Below are 23,313 nucleotides of genomic sequence, written 5' to 3'. Positions count from 1 at the left end.
GTGACATAATGGCGATACGGATACCTGCTCTCACACCGAGCAGGAGAAGTGCCTCCACCGAGTCGAGGGTAGGACCTCGCAGGTCGACACCAAGATGAGGCAGCCCGGAAGGCCTACGCGCGGAGCGCGAGCCGGAAGTGCCATCCACAGGTTTCGGTCCGATACGGACCATGCAAGGATCCGGAGATCCGCGAGGTGTGGGCGGAGTCTCCGGACTGGGAGAACTGATGAACGACACGTCGAACGACGGCAACGAAGCAAATGATGCAACACAGGGCATTCTCGCCGACCTCGCTGATCTCCAGCACAAGGTGAATGCCGACGGCGACGCCCATGAGGACGTCGATGACACCGTCAGGCAGAGACTCGACCACATCGCCGAGGCGGCGGAATCGCTGCGTACGGGCGGAAGTGCCGAGGAGGCCGACGAGGCTCCGGAACCCGAGCCCCAGCCGAAGCGGGGAGGCCCGAAGAAGGCCCGCGAGGCGGTGGCCAACAGAGGCCTCGTATTCGAGCAGTTCGTCCGTGACAGCTCCGATGATGACTCGGACGACGATTCGGACAGCGACGACGAGGACCAGCAGGCCCAGTCCGCGAATGACCGTGAGGACCGCACCCGGTCCACACCGTCCGTGACTTTCGATCCGCGCAATCCCTTCGCCGCACCCGCCGCGCAGCCCGAGCCGGCGGCGGCTCCGGAACCTCGTGCCACCCCGCCCGCGCCCCACGACGGCGGATTGATCTTCCAGGTGCCCCAGGCCGAGCTGGCCCAGGTCGTGCATGTCGAGGACGATGACGACGATGACTGGGATGGCTCTGATGACGCCGAGGATTCCACCTCGGATTCCCATGATTCGGACGATGACGATCGTGATGACTCCGAGGATGATTCGAACGGCCGTCGGCGTCGCCGAGGCGGACGGGGCCGTCGGTCCCGCAACCGCGACGACTCCACCGATTCGGCCGAGTCGTCCGAGGCCAAGGACTCGTCGCAGTCGACGGATGAGACAGACGATGACGACGAAGGGTCCCGTAGCTCACGTCGCGGCGCACGCTCGAACCGTCGCTCCGAGAACAAGTCCAAGCAGGGCGACTCGGAGCAGAACCAGACGAAGACCGGGAATGACCACTCCGGCGGCGAGTCCCAGACGGAGGACTCCGACGACGGCGACGATGACGACGATGACGGCGACAGCGGATCGCGTCGCCGCCGCCGCTCGCGTTCCCGGACCCGGTCTCGCAGCACCGACCGGGATGAAGTCACCTCGCTGAAGGGATCGACCCGTCTCGAGGCGAAGCGGCAGCGTCGCAAGGAAGGTCGTGAGGCCGGACGTCGACGCCCCGTCATCACCGAAGCCGAGTTCCTGGCGCGGCGCGAGTCCGTCGACCGGACGATGATCGTGCGCGAGAGCGGCGACCAGACCCAGCTCGTCGTCGTCGAAGACGGAATCGCCGTCGAGCACTACCTCAAGGAGAACCGGCAGCAGTCCTCGCTGATCGGCAATGTCTACCTGGGCAAGGTCCAGAATGTGCTGCCGAGCATGGAGGCCGCGTTCATCGACATCGGCAAGGGCCGCAACGCGGTGCTCTACGCCGGTGAGGTCAACTGGGACGCACTCGGAATGGACGGCAAGGCCCGTCGCATCGAGACCGCTCTGAGCTCGGGGGACTCCGTGCTCGTGCAGGTGACTAAGGATCCTGTCGGTCACAAGGGTGCTCGGCTGACCAGCCAGATCTCCCTGCCCGGCCGCTTTCTCGTCTACGTGCCCGGCAATTCGATGACTGGAATCTCCCGGAAGCTGCCGGACAACGAACGCAGCCGGTTGAAGAAGCTCCTCAAGGAACTCGTCGGCGACTCCAACGGCGTCATCGTGCGCACCGCTGCAGAAGGCGCGACCGATAAGGACCTGAGCCGCGATGTCGAGCGCCTGGCCAAGCGGTGGGAGACGATCGAGAAGAAGTCGAAGTCGACGAAGGTGCTCGCACCGCAGCTTCTCTACAGCGAGCCCGACATGATCGTGCGCATCATCCGCGATGTGTTCAACGAAGACTTCAACTCGCTCGTCATCGACGGCGACGGGGCCTGGGACACCATCCACGAATATGTCGAGGCGGTCGCCCCCGACCTGCTCGAACGCGTCCACCGCTACAGCGAAGAAGAGAACATCTTCGACCACTACCGGATCGAAGAGCAGATTCAGAAGGCGCTGCAGCGTACCGTCAGTCTGCCCTCGGGCGGTTCCCTCGTCATCGACCGCACAGAGGCGATGACCGTCGTCGACGTCAACACCGGAAAGTTCACCGGTTCCGGCGGCAACCTCGAAGAGACCGTGACCCGAAACAACCTCGAGGCCGCCGAAGAGGTCATCCGCCAGGTGCGCCTGCGCGACATCGGCGGCATCATCGTCGTCGACTTCATCGACATGGTGCTCGAATCGAACCGCGATCTCGTCGTGCGTCGCCTCGTCGAGTGCTTGGGCCGGGACCGGACGAAGCATCAGGTCGCCGAGGTGACGTCGCTCGGACTCGTGCAGATGACCCGCAAGCGCATCGGCACGGGTCTGGCCGAATCCATGGTCAGCGCCGGCGCCGATCTCTCGGGTCGAGGCCTGTTGCTTCCGGGATCCGAGGAAGACGGTTCCAAATCCCATCGCGGAGGCAAATCCTCGAACGGCTCGAACAACGAGAGCCGTCGCGATCGCAAGCGTCGTGGTGAGTCCAACGGCAAGTCCAAGAACAGCGAAGCCGACTCCTCTGCGGATTCGGTGACCTCGGATGCCTCCCGCTCGGCGGTCGCGGCAATCGCCAAGGCGACCCTGAAGAAGGACGAGGACTCCGACGATGCCGCCGAGCAGCACGCCGAAAAGGCCGGGCAGAACGCCGACAAGGGTCCGCAGGATCCTGCGGGCGATGGGCATGACTCGGACAAGGACGGTCGCAGCGGCTCGGGTCGCTCCGGTTCGGGCCGCAACCGGTCCCGTAACGGGCGCCGCCGGTCGAACGCAGACTCCGAGCAGTCCGCCGAATCCGCAGACAACTCGTCGACTGGTTCCCAGCAGGACGGGACCGCGACGAGTGCGAAGTCTGCACGTTCGGACGAGCAGGCAGAATCCTCAGCAGCAGGCGCCGCAGAGAAGACTCGGCCCGCGACGGCACCCGAGAAGTCGGAACCGGCAGCCGAGCTGCCGTTGATGATCGGCGCCGACACCGCGACCAAGGTCGCCAAGGCGGAGCCGGTCAAGCGTGCGCCTCGCCGTTCGGCCGCGGCCCAGACCAAGCCGAAGGATGACGCGGCGAAGGAGCAGCTGCCGACCTCGTTCGTCATCATCGGCGAGAGCTGATACCGCAGTGCGAGGCTGAGCCCACGCGCACAGCGAGGCGCCCTGCCGGTGATCTCCATGATCATCGGCAGGGCGCCTCGCCATTCACCGGTCTGGGACCGCTCCGCAGCTGGGTGCCCGGCTGAGCGCCCAGGATCGGGGAACTCAGCCGGTCGAACTCTGGTTGCGCGTGGTGCTGATGGTCGGCTGCGCCGCGGTGTCGCCGCACAGCACGATCATCAGGTTGGAGACCAAGTCGCTGCGTTCGGCTTGGCCGAGGTTGACGATATTGCGTCCCTCGATCTCTGCGATGGCCGTTTCGACCATGCCCACGGCTCCCTCGACGATGAGCTGCCGGGCGGCGACGACCGCAGTCGCCTGCTGACGTTGCAGCATCGCGCGGGCGATCTCGGCGGCATAGGCCAGCTGCGTGATCCGCGACTCGATGATCGTCACCCCCGCCGCAGAGACACGGGCGGCCACCTCGTTGGAGAGCTTCGAGGTGATCTCATCGGCGTTGTCGCGCAGAGACATCCGATTCGGATCCGAGGAATCGTAGGCATAGGAGTTCGCTATGTGGCGAACCGCTGTCTCCGCCTGGATGGCGACGAACTCCTCGAAGTCGTCGACTTCGAACATGGCCTGTGCGGTGTCCTTGACCTGCCAGACGACAACGGCTCCGATCTCGATGGGGTTGCCGTCGAGATCATTGACCTTCAGCGTGGAAGTCTCGTGGTTGCGGATGCGCGTGGAGACCTGATCCTTCGAATACAGCGGATTGACGAATCGCAGTCCCGACTGACGGACGGTGCCGACGTACTTGCCGTAGAGCTGCAGGACGACCGCATGTCCGGGAGCCACCGAAGTGCAGCCTTTGAAGAGGAACATCGAGGCCACGAAGCTGATGATGCCGATGACCATGAGGATGACCCCGAGGGTCGCCTGAGCGAAGGTCAGGAAGAAGCCGAGCGCGCCGAGCAGCACGGCGATGAGCAGGAGAATGACTGCGGCGACGATTGCGAAGTATCCCGAGAAGCCGCCGGCCGGGCGCTCTCTGACTCGTTCGCCTTCGGGGGAGACGATGCGCGGGGCACCTCCCGGAGCATTGCCCCCACCTCTGTGCAGGCCGGGGGCGTTGGCCTGCTGCCCCGGCCCGGCCGGGGTCTGTCGAGGGGGACCGCCCTGGGACCGGGCGCCCGGAGGGGTCCCCTGACCGGCGGTGGAATCATAAGGCTGCGGCTGCCCTGAGGGCGGACCGTATCCGGGTCCGCTCTGGCCGGGTTGGGGCTGCCGGATCGGAGGACCTGGCTGATTGCTGTTCGGGGGACCGGGGTTCTGTGACATGCCACCAGTCTAGGACACCAGGTGAGACGGATGTCTCACCGTGAGGACGAATGTGTGATCCAGGTAACAGTTCTGTAACCGAATCGTTCCCGGTGCTCCGAGTGCTTGTCAGTTCGCCCCGGCTACGGAAGCTTTGAACAACATGAACACCTTACTGTTAGCTGCAGATGCTCCCAGCTCGCCCGTCGACGATGCCATCAACACCTGGTTCGACCCGATCGCCACCTGGTTCGGGAACATCATCTTCTTCCCGGTCACCCTCGGGGATCTCTCATTCCCCTTCGTCGTCTTCTGGCTGATCTTCGCCGCCCTCGTCTTCACCGTCTACTTCGGCTTCATCCAAGCCCGCGGGTTCAAGCTCTCGCTCGAGATCATCCGCGGAAAGTACTCCTCCAAGAACGACCCCGGTGAGGTCACCCACTTCCAGGCCCTGGCCTCGGCGCTCTCGGGCACCGTCGGACTCGGCAATATCGCCGGTGTCGGCGTCGCCATCGCACTCGGCGGTCCGGGCGCGACCTTCTGGATGATCGTCGCCGGCCTCCTCGGCATGTGCACGAAGTTCGTCGAGTGCACCCTCGGAGTCAAATACCGTGAGATCGACGAGAACGGCGTCGTCCACGGCGGTCCGTTCAAATACCTGCCGATCGCCTTCCGTCGCTTCTCCAAACCGGTGGCGACAGTGCTCACCGGACTCTTCGCGGTCGCAATCCTCATCTTCGGCGTCGTCGGCGGCGGCATGTTCCAAGCCAATCAGACCTTCGCTCAGGTGCGCACCGCCACCGGCGGCGATGACGGCTTCCTCGCCGGGCCGTTCGCCTCCCTCATCTTCGGCATCATCTTCGCGGCACTCGTCGCCCTGGTCATCCTCGGCGGGATCAAGTCCATCGCGAAGGTCACCGACAAGCTCGTTCCCGGCATGGCGATCTTCTACGTCGTCTCCTGCCTTCTCGTGCTCGGCATGAACTTCACCAACATCCCGAACGCGATCGGCGAGATCTTCGCAGGAGCCTTCAACCCCCAGGGCATCGCAGGCGGCATCGTCGGTGTCATGATCATCGGCTTCCAGCGCTCGGCCTTCTCGAATGAGGCCGGCATCGGCTCGGCGGCCATCGCCCACTCGGCGGTCAAGACCCGCCGGCCCATCTCCGAGGGCTTCGTCGCTCTCCTCGAGCCCTTCATCGACACCGTGATCGTCTGCACCATGACCGCACTGACGATCATCGTCGCCAACCAGGCCTCCTACCGCGAGGACCTCGGCGAAGGTGAGATCGGCGGCGTCGCCTTGGCTTCGGATGCCTTCTCCACCGTCGCCTCCTGGTACCCGATCCTCTTGGCCATCGCCGTCGCACTCTTCGCCTTCTCCACGCTCATCACCTGGGCCTACTACGGTGAACGTGCATGGAGCTACCTGTTCGGTCGGTCGAAGCCCACGATCACGGCCTTCCGGACCCTCGTCTGCGTCTTCGTCGTCATCGGCTGCATCGCCAGCTTCTCCAAGGTCGTCGAATTCGCCGATGCCGCCCTGTTCATGTGCGCCTTCATCAACATCCTCGGCCTCTACATGCTCATGCCTGTGGTCAAGAAGGAGATGAAGAAGTACCTTGCCGATCGTCGGGCTGGTACGCTCAACGATCTCGAGACCAAGGACGCCGTCCCCGTCCCGGACAACGCCTGAGCTTCATGAGGGGCCATCCGACTTGAGCTCGGATGACGGCCTGAGAGTCGAATGATCGTGTGCCGTGACCAGCGTGGGTCGCGGCACACGATCATGTCCGGGCATCGTTAGACTGGGGTGCGTGAATGAGAACAAGGACGACAAGACACGCGCTCAGGAGCGGCTGTTGGAGCTGCGCAGCAGCATCGACAACATCGACGCGGCCCTGATCCACCTGCTCGCAGAGCGATTCAAGCTCACGGAGACCGTCGGCGAGCTCAAGGCCGATCACGGTCTGGCGCCGGCCGATGAGGCGAGGGAATCCAGGCAGGTCGCGCGTCTGCGCAGCCTGGCCGAGGAGTCTCATCTCGATCCGGAGTTCGCAGAGAAGTTCCTTGCCTTCATCGTCGCCGAGGTGATCCATCACCACGAGCGGATCGCCGAATCCCGCGAAGCCTGAGCCGTACCATCGGCGCCGTCGATGGGAGATGGCTCACATCCTCGACGCGGGGTCGATGCGACGGCGACGTCGGTTTGCCCAGCGGGTTGCCGTGGACTAGAATTGAGCGTCGGTGCGCATGACGCACCACGGCTGGTGATTCCTCTCAATGGGATGCCTGCGACGATCCATTCGCGGCAGCCAAGGGACCAACCGCCGTTCGTTTGTGTATAAGCAGAAAGGGTTCGACCATGGTCTATGCCATCGTCCGCGCCGGAGGTCACCAGGAAAAGGTGAGCGTCGGCGATATCATCACAGTCAACCGAATGAAGGCGAAGGCTGGCGAGAGCGTCGAACTCGATGCCGTACTTCTCGTCGACGGTGAGACCGTGACGACCGACGTCGACGCACTGTCGAAGGTTTCGGTCAGCGCCGAGGTCGTCAACGAGCTTCGCGGTCCGAAGATCGTGATCCAGAAATACAAGAACAAGACCGGTTACAAGAAGCGTCAGGGCCACCGCCAGGACCTCACCCGTCTGAAGATCACGAACATCAAGTAAGAGGAGACTTCTCACATGTCAAGCAAAAAGGGAGTCAGCTCGACCCGCAACGGTCGCGACTCGAACCCACAGTACCTCGGCGTGAAGCGCTTCGGCGGTCAGGTCGTCAAGGCCGGCGAGATCATCGTCCGCCAGCGCGGAACCAAGTTCCACCCCGGCTCCAACGTCGGCCGTGGAGGGGATGACACCCTCTTCGCGCTCACCGCGGGATCCGTCGAATTCGGCAAGCGCAACGGTCGCAAGATCGTCAACATCGTCGGCGCCTGATCTTCGGGATCCGGTTCGACAGCAATTGATCTCTCCCCGCACAGGGGATCATGAAGGGTGAGTCACCATGACTCACCCTTCATCTGATATAAGGACATTATGGCCACCGAGTTCGTAGACCGCGTCACCGTCCATCTCTCCGCAGGCGACGGCGGAAACGGGTGCGCCTCGATCAGGCGCGAGAAGTTCAAACCGCTCGGCGGGCCCGACGGCGCCAACGGCGGAGACGGCGGAAACATCATCTTCGTCGTCGACAGTCAGACCACGACCCTGCTGCCACTGCACCACCGCCCCCACCTGCGGGCCGACGGCGGCGGCATCGGCAAGGGAGACATGCGCGACGGAGCCGACGGCGGTGACCTCGTCGTCGCCGTCCCCGAAGGCACAGTCGTCAAGACCACCAGCGGTGACATCATCGCCGACCTCGTGGGCGCGGGCACCGAATACATCGCCGCAGCCGGAGGGCGCGGCGGTCTCGGCAATGCAGCCCTGGCCTCGACCAAACGCAAGGCGCCCGGCTTCGCGCTCCTGGGTGAGCCGGGGGAGACCCTCAGCCTCGTCCTCGAGCTCAAGACCATCGCGGACATCGCCCTCGTCGGCTATCCCTCTGCCGGCAAGTCGAGTCTGATTGCCGCACTTTCGGCGGCGAAGCCCAAGATCGCCGACTACCCGTTCACGACTCTCGCGCCCAACCTCGGTGTGGTCCAGGCCGGGGACACCCGCTTCACGGTCGCCGATGTACCCGGTCTGATCCCCGGCGCCTCCGAGGGCAAAGGCCTCGGACTCGAATTTCTGCGCCACGTCGAACGCTGTGCCGGTCTCGTCCACGTCATCGACATGGCGACATGGGAGCCCGGACGCGATCCGGTCTCCGATCTCTCCGTCATCGAATCCGAACTCGCCGCCTACGCGGTCGACCTCGACGACGGGAGCGGACTGCTGCCCCTGTCCGAACGGCCCAAGCTCGTCGCCCTGAACAAGGTCGACATCCCCGATGGTCGCGATCTCGCGGACATCGTCCGTCCGGATCTCGAGGCCGCCGGCTACCGGGTATTCGAGATCTCGGCCGTCAGCCATGCCGGACTGCGGGAGCTGTCCTTCGCCATGGCCGAACTCGTCGTCGCCGAACGAGAACGCCGCACCGCCCTCGAGGCGATTCCGCAGCGCGTGGTGATCCGTCCCAAGGCGGTCGACGACCGCGGATTCGAAGTCCGCACCGAACACGATGCCGACGGTCCGGTCTTCCGCGTGCTCGGCGACAAGCCGCAGCGCTGGGTGCGCCAGACCGACTTCGGCAACGACGAGGCCGTCGGATTCCTGGCAGACCGCCTCGAACGCATCGGCGTGGAGGAATCCCTGTTCAAAGCCGGTGCGAAACCCGGCGACACGGTGATCATCGGCGGCGCCGACGGAGTGGTCTTCGACTGGGATCCCACTACCGTGGGCGGAGCCGAGCTGCTCGGCTCGCGCGGAAGCGACCTGCGACTCGAGGAGGAAGCCCGCGCCACCCGCAAGGAGCGCAAGGCTGCCTATCACGAGCGGATGGATGCGAAGGCCGCCGTCCGTGCCGAGTTCGAAGAGGAACGACTCGCCGAGCGAGCGCAGCGCGCGCGACCGGCATCGACCGACCGGTCCGAGTCCGAGCCCGATCAGCGGTGAGTCGGGCCGTCGGTGATGAGACCTCGACGCGCTCGGACATCGCCGGTGCCCGGCGCATCGTCGTCAAGGTCGGCTCCTCGTCCCTGACCACGCTCGACGGCGGGCTCGATGAAGCGAAGCTCATCGCACTGACCGATGTCATCGGCGCGCATCGGGCCGCCGGACACGAGGTCATCCTCGTCTCCTCCGGTGCGATCGCGGCCGGCCTCGAACCGATGGGACTGCGCAAGCGTCCGCGCGACCTTGCCACACAGCAGGCGGCCGCGGGCGTCGGTCAGGGACTCCTGATGGCCGCGTACACGCGAGCCTTGGGTCGCTATGACCTCGTCCCCGGCCAGGTGCTGCTCTCGGCGGATGATCTGATTCGACGCACCCGATACAAGAACGCCCAGCGCGCCATCGACAAGCTGTTGGCCTTGGGGACGCTGCCGATCGTCAACGAGAACGACGCCGTAGCCACCGAGGAGATCCGCTTCGGCGACAACGATCGCCTGGCCGCTCTGGTCGCCCACCTCGCTCACGCCGACGCACTCGTCCTCCTCTCCGACGTCGACGCCCTCTACTCGGGACCTCCGCAGCTCTCCGACTCGATCCGGATCGATCGGGTCGGCGGGGCCGCAGACCTTGAGGCGATTGCCATCGGCGGAGTCGGTGCTGCCGGCACCGGCACAGGGGGCATGGCGACGAAGGTCGAAGCGGCCACGATGGTCGCCGATTCCGGCATCCCCGCCGTGCTGACCTCGGCAGGGAACGCCGCCGGCGCTCTCTCAGGTGAGCATGTCGGCACCTACTTCGCCGTCACCCACCGTCGTCGGGGCACCCGTCTGCTGTGGCTGCGTCACCTGGCCAGGACATTCGGATCGGTGACCATCGACAAAGGCGCGGAGTCGGCTGTGCTCTCCCGTGGAACCTCCCTGCTGGCAGCCGGTGTGACAGCCGTCGAAGGCGGCTTCGAAGCGGGAGATCCGGTCGAAGTGAGGAACCTCGAGGGGGAGGCCATCGCACGCGGAATGGTCAACTTCTCCGCAGAGGAGCTGCCGTCGATGTTCGGTTGCACTACCGAGGAACTTGGCACCCGACTGGGAAATGACTACCGTAAAGAAGTCATCCACCGAAACGATCTCGTTCTCACACACGTGAGCGGGGGGAGATAGCACATGACCGCTGTATCCGAGATACACCCGAAGACAGTTCGGGGCGTCACCAGGGTGGCCCGCAATGCCAAGGCCGCCGCAGGCCGACTGGCGACCTCGTCGACGGCAGAGAAGAATGCGGCGCTCACGGCCATCGCCGAGGCACTCAGGGCCAATTCCGAGCGCATCGTCAAGGCCAATGATGCCGATATCGCCGCCGGCACCGAAGCAAGAATGAGCACCGCGCTGCTCGATCGGCTGCGACTCGACGGCGACCGCATCGAGGCGATCGCCGCCTCCGTCGAGACCGTCATCGATCTGGCTGATCCCGTCGGCAACATCGTCGTCGGACGCACCCTGCCCAACGGCATCCGCCTGACCCAGACTCGGGTGCCGATGGGAGTCATCGGAGCCATCTACGAAGCCCGGCCGAATGTCACCGTCGACATCGCGATCCTGGCGCTGAAGTCCGGCAACGCCTCAGTGCTGCGCGGAGGTTCCGCCGCCGCACAGTCGAACGCCGAGATCATCTCGATCCTCCGCAAGGCCGTGGAATCGGCCGGACTGCCCGCGGACACCGTCAACGGCATCGACCAGTACGGGCGCGAGGGAGCCAGCGTGCTGATGAACGCCCGCGACTACGTCGATCTTCTGATTCCCCGCGGGGGAGCCGAACTCATCAGCATGGTGGTTCAGGAATCCATCGTCCCGGTCATCGAGACCGGCATCGGCAATGTGCACATGTTCGTCGACTCCTCTGCGACAGTGAAGACCGCGGTCGACCTGGTGCTCAACTCCAAGACACACCGGCCCAGTGTCTGCAACTCGCTCGAGACCCTCCTCGTGCATGAGCGAGCCGCCCGACGAGTGCTGCCGAAGATCCTCGAACGCCTCGACTCGGCCGGAGTCGTCGTCCACGCCGACACCGATGTCGCGGCTCTCGCCCCCTCGACCATGAAGATCAAGAGGGTCTCCCGCCGAGACTGGGCCAAGGAATACCTCGGCCTCGAACTCGCGGTCAAACTGGTCTCCGGCATCGACGAGGCGATCGAGCACATCCGCGCCTATTCCTCAGGACACACCGAGGTGATCGTGACCAAGGACCTCGACAATGCCGAGACCTTCGTCACCGCCATCGATGCCGCCGCAGTGGGAGTGAACGTCTCGACCCGCTTCACCGATGGAGGCGAACTCGGTTTCGGCGCGGAGGTCGGCATCTCGACGCAGAAGCTCCACGCACGCGGACCGATGGGCCTCGAACAGCTCACCACCACGAAATGGGTGATGATGGGCAACGGGCAGATCAGAGAGTGAACCCCGGGCCGCGGTTCCGCGTGCAATCGGGCTGCGGTGACCGACCATGGCCATGTCGATGCCGTCTTCTGGCATCGTTCATGAGAAACTGAGAACAGAACACGACGAGGCGCCGACGAAGCCTCACCTGCCTGATGTAAGGAGAACACCCGTGAACGCAGCCATCCTGGCGTCCGCTGCCGAGGGCGCGGAGCATGCCGTCCACCACGAACTTCCGATGGATCCGATCTTCTTCGGTCTCATCACCTTTGCCATCTTCATGACGCTGGCGGCCGTATCCCGGTCGTGGAAGGGTATCTCCTACCGCCACTGATATGGCTGAACGCACACGCAGAGTCGGTGTCATGGGCGGCACCTTCGACCCCATTCATCACGGCCACCTGGTTGCAGCGAGCGAAGTCCAGTCGACTTTCGACCTCGATGAGGTGGTGTTCGTCCCGACCGGTCGGCCCTACCAGAAGGACGCCGGCGAAGTCACCAGTGCCGAACACCGGTACCTGATGACGGTGATCGCCACGGCTTCGAACCCGCGCTTCACTGTGTCCCGGGCCGACGTCGATCGACCGGGAGCCACCTACACGATCGACACTCTGCGCGACCTGTCCCGGAGCTACGGACCGGATACGGAGTTGTTCTTCATCACCGGCGCGGACGCTTTGGCTCAGATTCTGACGTGGAAGAATGTGGATGAGCTGTTTTCTTTGGCGCACTTCGTCGGAGTGAGTCGGCCGGGCCATGAACTTCGCGGTGAGGGCCTGCCGGTGGATCGTCTGAGTCTGGTCCAGATTCCGGCCCTGGCGATATCTTCAACGGATTGCAGACAACGAGTGATGGACGGGGCACCGGTCTGGTATCTGGTGCCAGACGGAGTCGTCCAGTACATCGCGAAATACGAGTTGTACAGGAGTGAGAATGGCTGAGGAGCAGTTCACGTCACGTCGAGCGCGGCGCGAAGCCGAGCGGTTGAAGGCGGAACAGGCGTTCGAGGTACGCGACACCCCTGAACAGTCGAGCGATGAAACGGCGGCCCTGCGTGCCCAACTCCTGACACCGGCTCCCGGGGCCCCGTCGGAACCCGCAGCCCCGTCGGCGCAGCCGAAGGAGAAGGCCGGCGAAGTGGACGACGACACCGACCGAGCGCCCATCGATGCGGAACCCGCACCCCAGGTATCCCACGAACGGGGACCGCTGGCCACCGACCATCCGCTCGAGGAGCGGCCGCCGGTCAACGCCGAGGACAGACTCGACCCGCAGCGGACTCCGCTGCCGCACTTCGAGTCCCGCGCGGCGCGCAAGAGGTACCTGCGCGAGCATGGACTGTCCCTCGACGGAGACCTCTCCACGGGCGCCATGCCGGTCATCGCCGAACCGGAGGACGCCGGATCCGAGGACACTGGACCCGAGGATGGCGGCGCGAAGATCCCAACCGACGATTCGGCGAAGACACCGCCGGCCGCAGGGACGGAACCAGGAGCCTCGGCCGCGAAGCCGGAGGCCGTGACCGCGAAGTCGGAATCGGTGACGGAGAAGCGTTCGGCACCGACACGCCCACAGGCTGCAGATGATTCGGCGCCGTCCGGGGAACCGGAGTATGTCCCTGCGCGGAATGCCGAACCCGAGTCCTACGACACCGCAGGATTCGGCGGTGCCGCCGAGGAGGTCGCCGCCCGAGACTTCGAATCGCCGGTCACTGCCGATTCGGGCCCCCGACCTGTATCGCCCGAGAACGAACCCTACGACGCGCTGTCCAAGCCGCTGTCCGCCCTCGAGTCTGATGACGGCGACGTCCCGTCTCTGACGACAGCGGAGATCACCGGCACCGGCGTGGCCGAGGCCACAGATTCGCGAGCGGTCGAAGAGACCGCAGCGACGACGCCGGCGAGCCCGAACGCAGCTCCGAAGCCAAGCACCGAGAAGCCCAGTGCCGAGAAACCCAGCACCGACAAACCCAGTGCTGAGAAACCGGGTGCTGAGAAGTCGAAGGCACGCAGCAAGGGCTCGAAGGCGCGCTGGAAGGCGCCGAAAACGGAAGCCACGGCCCCGGGGAGCTCGACTGCCGAGACCGGCACGACGAAGGCGGCGTCCGGCGAAACCGAGGGCCGCTCACGACGGATGCCGATCGTGCAGCCGCCTTCGACCTCCGGGGTCCGCGTGGTCACCGCCTCCTCGGCGCAGATCCCCGAAGCAGCCGAGGACCGAAGCTCGACAGAGTCGGCGTCGGCAGCAGGAACCGGCACAACCGGCACCGGCGTGAACCAGGATCAGGAGGCAGGCACGCCTGCGAACCAGGCATCCGGCCCGGCCGACAGCACGGCGGCTGAGGCTTCCCCGGATGACGCGGCACGCGCCTTGGCTGCCAACCCGGAGACCCGTCCGATGGACACCGTACCGGAAGCGTGGTCGCTGCCGAACGCGAACTATGAGGACGAAGAGACCGAGAATCCGCCGGCGGAACGCATTCGTGCAAGTGCTGTCACCGGACACGACGGTCGGATCCTTGTCGGTGAGGAACCCTCGAAGGTTCCGTTCATCGCTCTCGGCGTGGCGGCCACCGTCGCCGTGGCACTCATCGTCATCGCCCTGGTCATGCTTCTGTGACGGGCTCAGAAAGCAGCACCCACCCGAAAGGATCGCGTGAGCGAGATCGTTGAATCCACCGAAATGCTGAGAACTGCGGCGAAGGCCGCGGACGAGAAGCTCGGCTCCGACCAGGTCGGCCTCGATGTGAGCTCCACGCTCTACATCACCGATGCCTTCCTCATCATCTCCGCCGACAACGAACGGCAGATCGCCTCGATCGTCGACGCCGTGGAAGAAGCGGTGCAGACGACCCACGGGCGCACTCCGCTCCGACGCGAAGGACGCGGCAGCGGCGACTGGGTGCTGCTGGACTTCGGCGACATCGTCGTGCACGTGTTCTCCGCCGAACAGCGTGAGTACTACGCACTCGAACGCCTGTGGAAGGACGTTCCGGTCATCGACCTGCAGCTGCCGGCCGCAGACGACGCTTCATGACCAAGACGGTCATCTTCTGGCGTCATGGCCAGACCGACTTCAATGTCGCGGGACGCTTCCAAGGTCAGTCGGATGTGCCGCTGAACGACCTCGGTCGCGCGCAGGCCGCCGAAACGGCGCAGAATCTTCAGCACCTGCATCCCGAGCTGATCGTCTCCTCCGATCTCTCTCGCGCCGCCGAAACCGCCGATCACCTTGCCGAACTGCTCGACCTCGAACCGGTCCGAGACGCTCGATTGCGTGAGACCGCCTTCGGCGACTGGGAAGGCTCGACCCGAGCAGAGGTCGCCGAGAACTGGGCCGAGGAGCTGGCGGCCTGGGCGGCAGGAGCGGATATGAGCCCACCCGGAGGCGAATCACGCAGCCAGTCGGGACAACGGGTCGCCGAGGCGATCGTCGACCTCGTCTACACCACCGATGCCGAGACGATCGCCATCGTCGCTCACGGCGCTGTTCTGCGGGGCGCGGCGGAGATCCTGCTCGGGCTCACCGGCAGCGGCCGCCTGGCCGTTCTCGGCAACTGCGGACACGGTGAGTTCGGCTTCACCGGTGAGAACTGGGTGCTGCGCAGTTGGGGGACCCGCCCCGCCCGGTAGCCGCCCGTTCCGCGGGCCCCTCTGCGGTTCGCGGCCCTCCCGCCGCCGGACGCAGGTCACAACTCAGCCGCGCTCGGCATTCACCGAGCGGATGAGTCCGATGAGGGCCCGCGCCGATTCCTCCCAGTCGAACTTCTCGGATTGCACGCGGCCCGCCGCCGACGCCTCGGCCCACACAGTCTCATCGCTGAGGTCTGCGATGCGCGCCGCCACCGAGCGGGGATCCTCGGGATCGAAGTACACGGCCGCATCACCGGCGATCTCATGGAAGATCGGGATGTCCGAGACGGCGACCGGCACTCCCTGCGCCATCGCTTCGATCACGGGCAGACCGAACCCCTCCGCCCGCGACGCAGTGACCAGGGCGGTGGCCGAGTCGAGGAGTTCGGCATACTCGTCGTCGCTGACACCGCGGTGGAAGACGACCTTCGCCCGATCCGGAATGAGCGCACGCAGCTGAGCCTCACGGCGCCCCTCGATCCGGCTCGCAATGTGCAGCGTCCACCCCGGCAGGAACTCCAGCGCGAGAATCAGGGTCTCGACGTTCTTGTACGGCAGGAAGGCACCCATGTAGACGAGCGACTTCGCGTCATGCCTGTTCACGGTGCGAGCATTCTCCGCGGTCACCTCGGCGGCATTGGAGACTACGGTCACCGGTTTCGAACTCAGCGAATGGGCGGCGATGAGCTCCTTCGTCGTCTCCGATACTGCCGCGATCGCATCGGCACGGTTGAGCAGCAGCCGCTGCGGGGCGTAGCTGAGGTGGTAGGCCCGCCACAGCCATCGCACCGGCAGCGGTAGGTCGCGCGGAGGCTGCGGGTGCGAATAGTAGATGAGATCGTGGATCGTCAGGATCAGCCCGTATCGGCGACCCGTGGACCCCATCACCTGCATGGTGGAGAAGACCACGTCGGCTCCCAGCGCATTGAGCTCGGAGGCGATGAAGACCTCAGCCGGAGACGTGGGGGAGTTGAGCTTGACCCACCGGCACTGCGGCAGCAGATCCAGCTGAGCTTCGTCATTGATGATCGCGGTGACTTCGATCTCGGTGTCTGCTGCGGCGTCGAGCAACGCTGCGAGCAGGCACGATCCATAGCGAGAGATGCCGTCGTGATGGGTGGTTCTGGTGAAGCGGGCGTCGAAGAACACCGACACCGTTCGACCGGTCTGAAGGTTGCGTGTGCTTTTGCTCATGGAACTCCGAGTCGATAGTCTGAAGTCTTGTAAGTCTGAGTCTGTCAGAGTGTACGTTCATCGTGGCGAAGGATCAGTGTGTGAAGGAACCGTCACCGATGTCACCGGACCCGAAAGCTCGGACATGATCCTCACGATTCTCGCACTTGCCTCACTCGTCATCCTCACCCCGTTCATCACGCGGCTCTTAGGCCGCGCCAGCGGGTGGCCGCTTGCTGCCGCCTACCTAGCGACAGCCGCCTTGTTCACCCCCACCGCCGCCGAGGTGATGGCGGGTAAGACTCCCGAATTCTCCGTCCCGTGGATCCCCTCCTTCGGAGTTGAGCTGGCGCTGCGCGCCGACGGCATCGGCGTTCTCTTCACCTATATCGCCCTCATCATCGGTGCCGTGGTCTTCGTCTATTCGACGGCCTATCTGTCGCCGGGACGGAACACCAGCTTCTACTGGCTGATGGTGATCTTCACCTTCTCGATGGTCTCCCTGGTGCTCAGCAACGACCTGCTGGTCCTCTTCGTGTGCTGGGAGCTGACCTCACTGGCCTCCTTCTTCCTCATCGCCCGCTCTGGCTCTCCCGGTCAGGCACCGGCCCTACGTACGATGTTCTTCACCTTCATCGGCGGACTCAGCCTCCTGGTGGCCACGGGAGTGATCATCGCGGTGACCGGGACGACGAACGTCAACGAGGCGCTCAATTCCTCCGTCTGGACGGGCCAGCCCGCGGTGACGACATTGGTGGCGGTGCTCATCGCCGTGGCCGGGATGACGAAATCCGCGCAGTTCCCGTTCCATTCGTGGCTGCCCGATGCGATGGCCGCCGCGACACCGGTTTCGGCCTATCTGCATGCCGCGGCCGTGGTCAAGGCCGGCATCTTCCTGATGATGCGCTTCTCGCCGACGTTCCATGAGACGGCTGCCTGGAATGCGCTGCTCATCATCGCCGGTCTCCTCACCGCCTGCATCGGCGGATGGTTCGCCCTCAACCAACACGACGTGAAGAAGCTCATGGCCTTCTCCACGGTCTCGCAGCTGGGCCTCATCACCGCCGTCATCGGAGTCGGCACCGAGGCGGCGATCGCCGCCGCGGCCCTGCATGTGATCGCCCACGCCCTGTTCAAATCCGGTCTGTTCATGATGGTCGGCGTCGTCGACCACATTGCCGGCACCCGCGATCTCGCTCGGATCCCGGGCCTCATGCGTCAGGCACCGGGCGCATTCATCGTCATGATCATCGGCTGCGCTTCCATGGCGGGCATCCCACCGCTGCTCGGATTCGTGTCGAAGGAGTCACTGTTCACCGCTCTGACCGAGGCCCCGGGCGGCAGCGGGATCGGCTGGGCCGCGCTCATCGTCGCCGTCGGCGCCTCGGTGCTCACTTACGCCTACTGCGCCAAGACCGTGTGGGGCTGCTTCATCGACGGGCGCGACGTGGACCGATCGCAGCTCCACCGCGGTTCCCCGGTGATGCTCACCGCAGCGGGGCTGCCGATCGTGGCCTCCCTGCCGCTGGGGTTCGCTCTCTTCGTCTTTGACCACCCTCTCGATCGGGTTGTGCGCGCGGCGGTTCCCACCGCCTCGGATTCGGTCCACCTGTCCCTGTGGCACGGGTTCAACGTCGAACTGGCCGCCTCGGCGCTGATCATCGTCATCGGCGTGATCCTCATCATCAACCGCTCCCGCGTGTTCGCGTTCTTCCACCGTGCCGCGCCGGGCACCGACGGCGCTGCCGTCATCGCCGGCATCACCTTCGTTCTTCGCCGCCTCGGCCGCGGCCTCGGCGCATTTGTGCGCCCGATGAATTCCGGACCGTACCTGGCAACGTCGCTCGGGGGCCTGGCCCTGCTCGCCCTGGGGGCGATCCCCGCCGTCTATGGGGACCTGCCGCCCTTGCAGGAGGGGCTGTGGCGTCCCGTCGACGTGGTCGTGCTCGTCCTGACCACCGTTGCGGTGATCGTCGTCTGCACCTCCCATTCGCGGCTGACGACCGTCGTGGCCCTGTCCGCGGTGGGCATCCTCGCCACCGTGCAGATCCTGGCGCTCGGTGCCCCCGATGTCACCCTCACCCAGCTTCTGGTCGAGGCGATGACGATCATCGTCATCATGCTCGTGCTGCAGAAGCTCCCACGTGCGTTCTGGCGGTTCCCGAAGCGGCTTCAGGTTCCCCGGCTGCTCTTCGCCGTCCTCGTCGGTGCCATGGTGACCGGACTCACCCTGGTGCTCAACGGCCGCCGGGAACGCTCGGATCTGGGCCTGTACTACATCCAGAACGCCCCCGAGATCAGCGGCGGGAGCAACATCGTCAACACCATCCTGGTGGAGTTCCGTGCCCTCGACACCCTCGGTGAGCTCACGGTCCTCGGTATGGCCGGAATCGCCATCGTCGCGGTGATGTCGACGGTCAAGGACAAGTTCATCGACCCACCGGCTGAGAACATCCCCGAACCACCCCGACAGGCATGGGTGTCGATCCGTCCAAAGGGCTCGACGGCCTACCGGGCCGTGCACGAAGCCTGGCCGAACGTGATACCTCTGCAGCTGACGATCAAGGTGCTCGGGCCGCTGCTGGCAGCGTCCTCGCTGGTCATCTTCTGGCGCGGGCACAACTCGCCCGGCGGCGGCTTCATCGCCGCGCTGGTCGGCTCTGCGATCATCGGCCTGGCCTATCTGTCGACGGCGAAGGACCGGGCCATCGGTCCGCCGCGTGCCCCGCTCTACCTCATCGGCAGCGGTGTCGCCACCGCCGTGGTCACGGGAATCATCGGGCTTCTCTTCGCCGGGTCCTTCCTCAAACCCCTGCATACGGAGTTCGCGGGACAGCACTGGACGACGTCGATGCTCTTCGACGTCGGCGTCTATCTGGCCGTCCTCGGGCTCATCCTCCTGTCCTTCAACCTCCTCGGCGTCTCTGATTCCGCAGCCACGCCTGCCGGAGACGATGTGCTCACCAACGGCATCATCCGCCGCGACGTCGAACGCACCCGTGAACGCGCCGACGAGCTGCTCTACGGCGAACTGCGCGGACCGATGGACGCGATCCGGGGAGAGCGTCCGGAGCGGGAGCGTCGCGTGCGGAACTCCGACGCGGACGAGAAGGTGCGGGCGTCCTCGACGCACATCCTCGACGGCGATGCCCCGCCGGATGCCCAGGGCTCCGACGACCTGTCCACCGAATCCGCCGAGCAGGAGGGAAGCCGATGATCCTCGCTCTCACGATCGGCGTCCTCACCACTGGCGGCGTCTACCTCATGATGCAGCGGTCGATGGTCAGGGGAGTGTTCGGACTGACGTTGATCTCCCACGCCGCGAACTTCATTCTGCTCTCCGCCGGAGTCGGCGCGTGGCGGGTCGAACCGCTCAGCGATCGCGGTGACCAGTCGCTGGCAGCCGATCCGCTGCCGCAGGCCTTCGTGCTCACGGCGATCGTCATCACCCTGGCGGTGACGATCTTCATGCTCGCCCTCGCCGTGCTCGGACATGACGACGATCAGAAACGGGCACCCGAGACCGGGGAGGAGCGCGACTCATGAACCCTGCACTCCTGCTCCTGCTCATCGGTGTGCCGCTGCTCGCCTCGGCGCTGAGCGTGCTCATCACCTCCCGCACCTTCGACCGTATTCTGCTGCTGGCCGCCCCTAGCTTCGTCGGTCTCTCCGGCGTCGGACTTCTGCTGATGCACCGGACGCAGCCCGTCATCGCCCACTCGGTCGGCGGCTATGTTCCCGGCCTGGCGATCCCCTTCGTCTCCGACACGTTCACTGCGCTGATGCTGGTGCTGACCTCACTCATCGCGGTGATCAGCGCGGTCTTCCTCATCACGACCGGTGAGGACCAGTATCGGTTCGTGCCGGCGCTGATCCTCATGATGCTCACCGGCGTGTACGGAGCACTGCTGACCGGTGACCTCTTCAACTTCTTCGTCTTCGTCGAGGTCATGGTCCTGCCGGCCTATGCGCTCATCGCGGTCACCGGAACCTGGCGCCGCCTCGGCGTGGGCCGGATGTACGTCATGGTCAACCTGCTGACCTCGACGATCCTGCTCATCGGAGTCGGATTCGTCTACGGTGCCACCGGCACGGTCAACCTCGCCGTGCTCGCCGACATGGGCACTCCCACCGGTCAGGGAGCCCTGGCCCTGGGCGTGGTGCTGCTGGCACTGATCATCAAGGCCGGTGGCGCACCCTTCCACGGCTGGCTGGTGCGCAGCTATCCGAACACCTCGGCGGGGATGATGTCTCTGTTCTCCGGTCTGCATTCGAAGGTCGCGCTCTATGCGATCTACCGGATCTACACCACCGTCTACGGGGAACCGGCGCCGTGGGTGAACGTCATCGTGATCATCGCGGTCGTGAGCATCCTGCTCGGCTCCCTGTCCGGCTTCGGCCAGATCCGCGTCCGCAACGTCCTCGCCTTCCAGATGACTGCGGGGGTCGGGCACATCCTGCTCGGTGTGACGCTCCTGTCCACGGCTGCGCTCGGGGCCGGTGCCTTCTACATGGTCCACCACATGGTCACGATGGCGGGACTGCTGCTCATCATGGGAGCCGTGGAGCAGACCTACGGGACCGGATCCTTCAAGAAGCTCTCCGGACTCGCGGGACGGGAACGCTGGGCCAGCGTGCTGATGATCCTCGGCCTGTTCTCCCTCATCGGTCTGCCGCCGACCTCGGGACTGTGGGGGAAGGTCGGTCTGATCACCGCCGCCACGGCGAGCGGGAACGGCCTCGCCTGGGCATTGGTCTCGGCCATCGTCATCGGTGCACTCGTGTCGCTGTTGGCCCTGCAGCGGACCTGGCGGAACACCTTCTGGGGGCCGCCCATGCAGACCTATCGCCCCGATTCGGCGGAGACGGGACGAGCACCGGCCGAACCGATCATGCGCAGCGTGCGGATTCCGGCACGGCTGCTGGTCCCGGGCACCGTGATGATCGCACTGTCCGTGGCGATCTTCGTCTATCCGGAGCCGCTGCTCGAGATCACCCGCCGCGCCGCCGAAGGGCTCATCGACCACAGTGACTACATCGAGGCGGTGACCCGACCATGATGCGTCTCATCCACGGCATCTCCTACGTCGCCTACATCCTGTGGGCGATCGTCACCGGCTCATTCACCATCGCCTCCCGACTCTTCGTCTTGCGTGAGGCCTATGCCCGACCGATGATCGTCGAGCTGCCGCTGCGCTGTGCCACCGACCTCGAGGTGACGGTGTTCGCCTCGTCGATCACCATCACTCCCGGGACCCTGGTGACCGCGATTGCGTCGGGCACCGCGACACAGCCGCCGGCGCTGTTCGTCCATGCCCTGTTCGAAGACTCCGAGGAATCGGCGCTGGAGGGCCTCATCGATATGGAATCGCGGCTGCTGGCGATGACGCGCGGACGCGCCCCAAGAGCGGCGAGCCGGGACCTCGCGACTGACGCATCCGAAGGAGGCACCCGATGAACATCGTCGTCAGCATCTGCATCGTCATCCTCGCCGCCGCGATCATCCTCGGCCTCATCCGCGTCCTGACCGTGAAGGATCTGGGATCGCGGGCGATCGTCAGTGACCTCGTCTACTTCTCGGCGATCGGGATCCTCACGATGATCGGCATCGCGGTCTCGTCCTCGATCGTTCTCGACGTGATCTTCCTGTCCTCGATGGTCGGCATCCTCGCCACCGTGGCACTCTCGCGGATCCTCACAAGGGGGCATCGCTGATGAACGATGTTGTGGCTGCCGTGCTCGTCGGGATCTTCGGAATCACCGGCTCCCTGATCATGCTCGCCTCGGCGATCGCGATGTTCCGCGTCAGAGACGCACTCTCGCGCATCAACGCCTTCTCCCCGGCGACAGGACTCGGGATGCCGTTCATCGTCATCGCGGCCTATGTCTACGACCTGCATTCCAGCGGATTCTCGTGGGGGTCGCTGCTCATGGCTGTGGTGGCGCTGCTGTGTCTGATCATCGTGTCGTCCGTGGCCAGCAATACGCTCTCGCGCTCGGCCGTGCTCTCCGGCCAGCCGATCCATCGCAAGACTTCGCCGAATCGGCTGGCCCAGCCGCCGGCGGGCGTGATCGACGAAGCCGAGCGCTCCGAAGACTGAAGACGGGTGCCGGACTCAGTCCCGGCCGGTGGTGCGCATGGTGATGTTGATCCTGCCCCCGCCGAGGTGGCTGAGCCGACCGTGGTCCGGTGCGGTTCCCGGGAGGATCTTGGTGACTCCGTGGTAGGCGAAGCGCGCGGGTCCGCCGAAGACGAAGGCATCGCCGCTGGCCAGCCGGATGTCCTCGTAGGGTCTGTTGCGTGACTCCGAATTGCCGAACCGGAAGATGCAGGTGTCGCCGAGGGAGAGTGATACGACCGGTGCCGGATCGTATTCGTCCTTGTCCTGGTGCATGCCCATCTTCGCGGTCTCGTCGTAGTAGTTCACGAGCGCGACGTCCGGTTCGTAATCGGAGGCAGTGAGGCCCCACACCGAGGCGGCCGAGCCAGGTTGGTCGTCGTCCCGGGCGACCGCCTCGGCGGCGGAATCGATGACCTGTCGACCCAGCCTGGTCATCCAGTCCGGGAAAGGGAGAACGGTCTCGTTATTGACGTCGCGGGCCCTGCGGTCATAGGCCCCGGGGCGCCAGTGCCAGCCGAGTCCGATTGTCTTCACGCTCATCGGGTGGCCGCCGATGCGGGTCGAATGAGCGGGTACGGGCCCGGCCTGCCACTGTGACCAACGCGCGATGATCCATTCCTGCGCACGCTCGTCGAGGTACCCGGGCAGCCACACGGCACCGGGGGAGACGAGGCGGGGACGCCTCTCGAAGGCCTCGTCGGCGAAGAGGGAGTCCAC

At 65.3% G+C, this 23,313-nt stretch carries 22 protein-coding genes; 19 read left to right on the top strand and 3 right to left on the bottom strand.

Features of this window, described 5'->3' with window-relative positions; all coding sequences use genetic code 11:
- Positions 1–227 precede the first annotated feature (227 nt).
- Positions 228–3,341, top strand: a complete 3,114-nt coding sequence (locus ACH82I_RS02685; RefSeq protein WP_413335319.1) for an Rne/Rng family ribonuclease — start codon at positions 228–230, stop codon at positions 3,339–3,341.
- Positions 3,342–3,485: 144 nt separating this feature from the next.
- Here ACH82I_RS02685 and ACH82I_RS02680 read toward each other — a convergent pair whose 3' ends face one another.
- A complete protein-coding gene (locus ACH82I_RS02680) occupies positions 3,486–4,664 on the bottom strand; it encodes an SPFH domain-containing protein (RefSeq protein ID WP_413335317.1) in 1,179 nt (392 codons plus the stop codon).
- A gap of 142 nt (positions 4,665–4,806) precedes the next feature.
- Here ACH82I_RS02680 and ACH82I_RS02675 point away from each other — a divergent pair, with 142 nt between their 5' ends.
- From ACH82I_RS02675 to ACH82I_RS02620, 12 genes are all read left to right on the top strand, one after another.
- On the top strand, positions 4,807–6,339 hold the full coding sequence (locus ACH82I_RS02675) for an alanine/glycine:cation symporter family protein (protein WP_413335315.1): 1,533 nt from the start codon (positions 4,807–4,809) through the stop codon (positions 6,337–6,339).
- Between the two features lie 121 nt (positions 6,340–6,460).
- Entirely contained in the window at positions 6,461–6,778 is a 318-nt protein-coding gene (locus ACH82I_RS02670; RefSeq protein ID WP_230743866.1) for a chorismate mutase, read from the top strand.
- 230 nt (positions 6,779–7,008) lie between these two features.
- Positions 7,009–7,317, top strand: a complete 309-nt coding sequence (gene rplU / locus ACH82I_RS02665; protein WP_230743867.1) for a 50S ribosomal protein L21 — start codon at positions 7,009–7,011, stop codon at positions 7,315–7,317.
- 15 nt (positions 7,318–7,332) lie between these two features.
- Complete coding sequence (gene rpmA / locus ACH82I_RS02660; RefSeq protein ID WP_230743868.1) at positions 7,333–7,584, top strand: 50S ribosomal protein L27; 252 nt, start codon at positions 7,333–7,335, stop codon at positions 7,582–7,584.
- Positions 7,585–7,683: 99 nt separating this feature from the next.
- Entirely contained in the window at positions 7,684–9,243 is a 1,560-nt protein-coding gene (obgE, locus tag ACH82I_RS02655; protein ID WP_230743869.1) for a GTPase ObgE, read from the top strand.
- On the top strand, positions 9,240–10,397 hold the full coding sequence (proB, locus tag ACH82I_RS02650) for a glutamate 5-kinase (RefSeq protein ID WP_230743870.1): 1,158 nt from the start codon (positions 9,240–9,242) through the stop codon (positions 10,395–10,397). Before obgE ends, proB begins: the two co-directional genes overlap by 4 nt.
- Positions 10,398–10,400: 3 nt before the next feature.
- The gene (locus ACH82I_RS02645; RefSeq protein WP_413335311.1) at positions 10,401–11,690 is read left to right on the top strand and encodes a glutamate-5-semialdehyde dehydrogenase; all 1,290 of its coding nucleotides are present in this window, start codon (positions 10,401–10,403) and stop codon (positions 11,688–11,690) included.
- A 151-nt stretch (positions 11,691–11,841) separates the two neighbouring features.
- Entirely contained in the window at positions 11,842–12,003 is a 162-nt protein-coding gene (locus ACH82I_RS02640) for a hypothetical protein (protein ID WP_230743872.1), read from the top strand.
- Between the two features lies 1 nt (position 12,004).
- Positions 12,005–12,610, top strand: a complete 606-nt coding sequence (gene nadD, locus ACH82I_RS02635) for a nicotinate-nucleotide adenylyltransferase (RefSeq protein WP_269067026.1) — start codon at positions 12,005–12,007, stop codon at positions 12,608–12,610.
- A complete protein-coding gene (locus ACH82I_RS02630; protein ID WP_413335308.1) occupies positions 12,603–14,288 on the top strand; it encodes a hypothetical protein in 1,686 nt (561 codons plus the stop codon). Before nadD ends, ACH82I_RS02630 begins: the two co-directional genes overlap by 8 nt.
- 63 nt (positions 14,289–14,351) lie before the next feature.
- Positions 14,352–14,705, top strand: coding sequence for a ribosome silencing factor (rsfS, locus tag ACH82I_RS02625; protein ID WP_269067105.1), 354 nt, complete (start codon positions 14,352–14,354; stop codon positions 14,703–14,705).
- Complete coding sequence (locus ACH82I_RS02620) at positions 14,702–15,301, top strand: histidine phosphatase family protein (protein WP_413335306.1); 600 nt, start codon at positions 14,702–14,704, stop codon at positions 15,299–15,301. Before rsfS ends, ACH82I_RS02620 begins: the two co-directional genes overlap by 4 nt.
- A gap of 63 nt (positions 15,302–15,364) precedes the next feature.
- Here ACH82I_RS02620 and ACH82I_RS02615 read toward each other — a convergent pair whose 3' ends face one another.
- Complete coding sequence (locus ACH82I_RS02615; protein ID WP_230743877.1) at positions 15,365–16,495, bottom strand: glycosyltransferase family 4 protein; 1,131 nt, start codon at positions 16,493–16,495, stop codon at positions 15,365–15,367.
- 124 nt (positions 16,496–16,619) lie between these two features.
- On the opposite strand from ACH82I_RS02615, the gene ACH82I_RS02610 reads away from it, so the two are divergent.
- Genes ACH82I_RS02610 through ACH82I_RS02585 form a run of 6 tightly spaced genes read left to right on the top strand, consistent with a single transcriptional unit; the run spans position 16,620 to position 22,575 of the window.
- Positions 16,620–19,691 (top strand): DUF4040 family protein, encoded by a 3,072-nt coding sequence (locus ACH82I_RS02610; RefSeq protein ID WP_413336734.1) that lies wholly within the window; start codon positions 16,620–16,622, stop codon positions 19,689–19,691.
- On the top strand, positions 19,688–20,020 hold the full coding sequence (locus ACH82I_RS02605) for a sodium:proton antiporter (RefSeq protein WP_230743878.1): 333 nt from the start codon (positions 19,688–19,690) through the stop codon (positions 20,018–20,020). Before ACH82I_RS02610 ends, ACH82I_RS02605 begins: the two co-directional genes overlap by 4 nt.
- A complete protein-coding gene (locus ACH82I_RS02600; protein ID WP_230743879.1) occupies positions 20,017–21,534 on the top strand; it encodes a monovalent cation/H+ antiporter subunit D family protein in 1,518 nt (505 codons plus the stop codon). Before ACH82I_RS02605 ends, ACH82I_RS02600 begins: the two co-directional genes overlap by 4 nt.
- A complete protein-coding gene (locus ACH82I_RS02595; RefSeq protein WP_413335303.1) occupies positions 21,531–21,932 on the top strand; it encodes a Na+/H+ antiporter subunit E in 402 nt (133 codons plus the stop codon). Before ACH82I_RS02600 ends, ACH82I_RS02595 begins: the two co-directional genes overlap by 4 nt.
- Positions 21,929–22,189, top strand: coding sequence for a monovalent cation/H+ antiporter complex subunit F (locus ACH82I_RS02590; RefSeq protein ID WP_230743880.1), 261 nt, complete (start codon positions 21,929–21,931; stop codon positions 22,187–22,189). The genes ACH82I_RS02595 and ACH82I_RS02590 overlap by 4 nt, the downstream gene beginning before the upstream one ends.
- On the top strand, positions 22,189–22,575 hold the full coding sequence (locus tag ACH82I_RS02585; protein WP_230743881.1) for a cation:proton antiporter: 387 nt from the start codon (positions 22,189–22,191) through the stop codon (positions 22,573–22,575). The genes ACH82I_RS02590 and ACH82I_RS02585 overlap by 1 nt, the downstream gene beginning before the upstream one ends.
- 15 nt (positions 22,576–22,590) lie before the next feature.
- Here the strand turns inward: ACH82I_RS02585 and ACH82I_RS02580 are convergent, their stop codons facing one another.
- Positions 22,591–23,313, bottom strand: a complete 723-nt coding sequence (locus tag ACH82I_RS02580; protein ID WP_413335300.1) for an alpha-ketoglutarate-dependent dioxygenase AlkB family protein — start codon at positions 23,311–23,313, stop codon at positions 22,591–22,593.

The organism is Brevibacterium sp. GP-SGM9 (assembly GCF_047300845.1).
In the GTDB taxonomy this organism is placed as follows: Bacteria; Actinomycetota; Actinomycetes; order Actinomycetales; family Brevibacteriaceae; genus Brevibacterium.
The sequence above is the reverse complement of the archived record's forward strand: the minus strand, read 5'-3'. Positions and strand labels throughout refer to the sequence as shown.

What these genes read in the sequence shown, in the direction of transcription:
- ACH82I_RS02620 (WP_413335306.1), top strand. Translation starts at nt 14,702, where the DNA reads ATGACCAAGACGGTCATCTTCTGGCGTCATGGCCAGACCGACTTCAAT.
- ACH82I_RS02680 (WP_413335317.1), bottom strand. Translation starts at nt 4,664, where the DNA reads ATGTCACAGAACCCCGGTCCCCCGAACAGCAATCAGCCAGGTCCTCCG.
- nadD (WP_269067026.1), top strand. Translation starts at nt 12,005, where the DNA reads ATGGCTGAACGCACACGCAGAGTCGGTGTCATGGGCGGCACCTTCGAC.
- ACH82I_RS02675 (WP_413335315.1), top strand. Translation starts at nt 4,807, where the DNA reads ATGAACACCTTACTGTTAGCTGCAGATGCTCCCAGCTCGCCCGTCGAC.
- ACH82I_RS02605 (WP_230743878.1), top strand. Translation starts at nt 19,688, where the DNA reads ATGATCCTCGCTCTCACGATCGGCGTCCTCACCACTGGCGGCGTCTAC.
- ACH82I_RS02630 (WP_413335308.1), top strand. Translation starts at nt 12,603, where the DNA reads ATGGCTGAGGAGCAGTTCACGTCACGTCGAGCGCGGCGCGAAGCCGAG.
- ACH82I_RS02645 (WP_413335311.1), top strand. Translation starts at nt 10,401, where the DNA reads ATGACCGCTGTATCCGAGATACACCCGAAGACAGTTCGGGGCGTCACC.
- ACH82I_RS02610 (WP_413336734.1), top strand. Translation starts at nt 16,620, where the DNA reads ATGATCCTCACGATTCTCGCACTTGCCTCACTCGTCATCCTCACCCCG.
- ACH82I_RS02685 (WP_413335319.1), top strand. Translation starts at nt 228, where the DNA reads ATGAACGACACGTCGAACGACGGCAACGAAGCAAATGATGCAACACAG.
- obgE (WP_230743869.1), top strand. Translation starts at nt 7,684, where the DNA reads ATGGCCACCGAGTTCGTAGACCGCGTCACCGTCCATCTCTCCGCAGGC.
- ACH82I_RS02600 (WP_230743879.1), top strand. Translation starts at nt 20,017, where the DNA reads ATGAACCCTGCACTCCTGCTCCTGCTCATCGGTGTGCCGCTGCTCGCC.
- ACH82I_RS02590 (WP_230743880.1), top strand. Translation starts at nt 21,929, where the DNA reads ATGAACATCGTCGTCAGCATCTGCATCGTCATCCTCGCCGCCGCGATC.
- ACH82I_RS02595 (WP_413335303.1), top strand. Translation starts at nt 21,531, where the DNA reads ATGATGCGTCTCATCCACGGCATCTCCTACGTCGCCTACATCCTGTGG.
- rpmA (WP_230743868.1), top strand. Translation starts at nt 7,333, where the DNA reads ATGTCAAGCAAAAAGGGAGTCAGCTCGACCCGCAACGGTCGCGACTCG.
- ACH82I_RS02615 (WP_230743877.1), bottom strand. Translation starts at nt 16,495, where the DNA reads ATGAGCAAAAGCACACGCAACCTTCAGACCGGTCGAACGGTGTCGGTG.
- rsfS (WP_269067105.1), top strand. Translation starts at nt 14,352, where the DNA reads ATGCTGAGAACTGCGGCGAAGGCCGCGGACGAGAAGCTCGGCTCCGAC.
- rplU (WP_230743867.1), top strand. Translation starts at nt 7,009, where the DNA reads ATGGTCTATGCCATCGTCCGCGCCGGAGGTCACCAGGAAAAGGTGAGC.
- ACH82I_RS02585 (WP_230743881.1), top strand. Translation starts at nt 22,189, where the DNA reads ATGAACGATGTTGTGGCTGCCGTGCTCGTCGGGATCTTCGGAATCACC.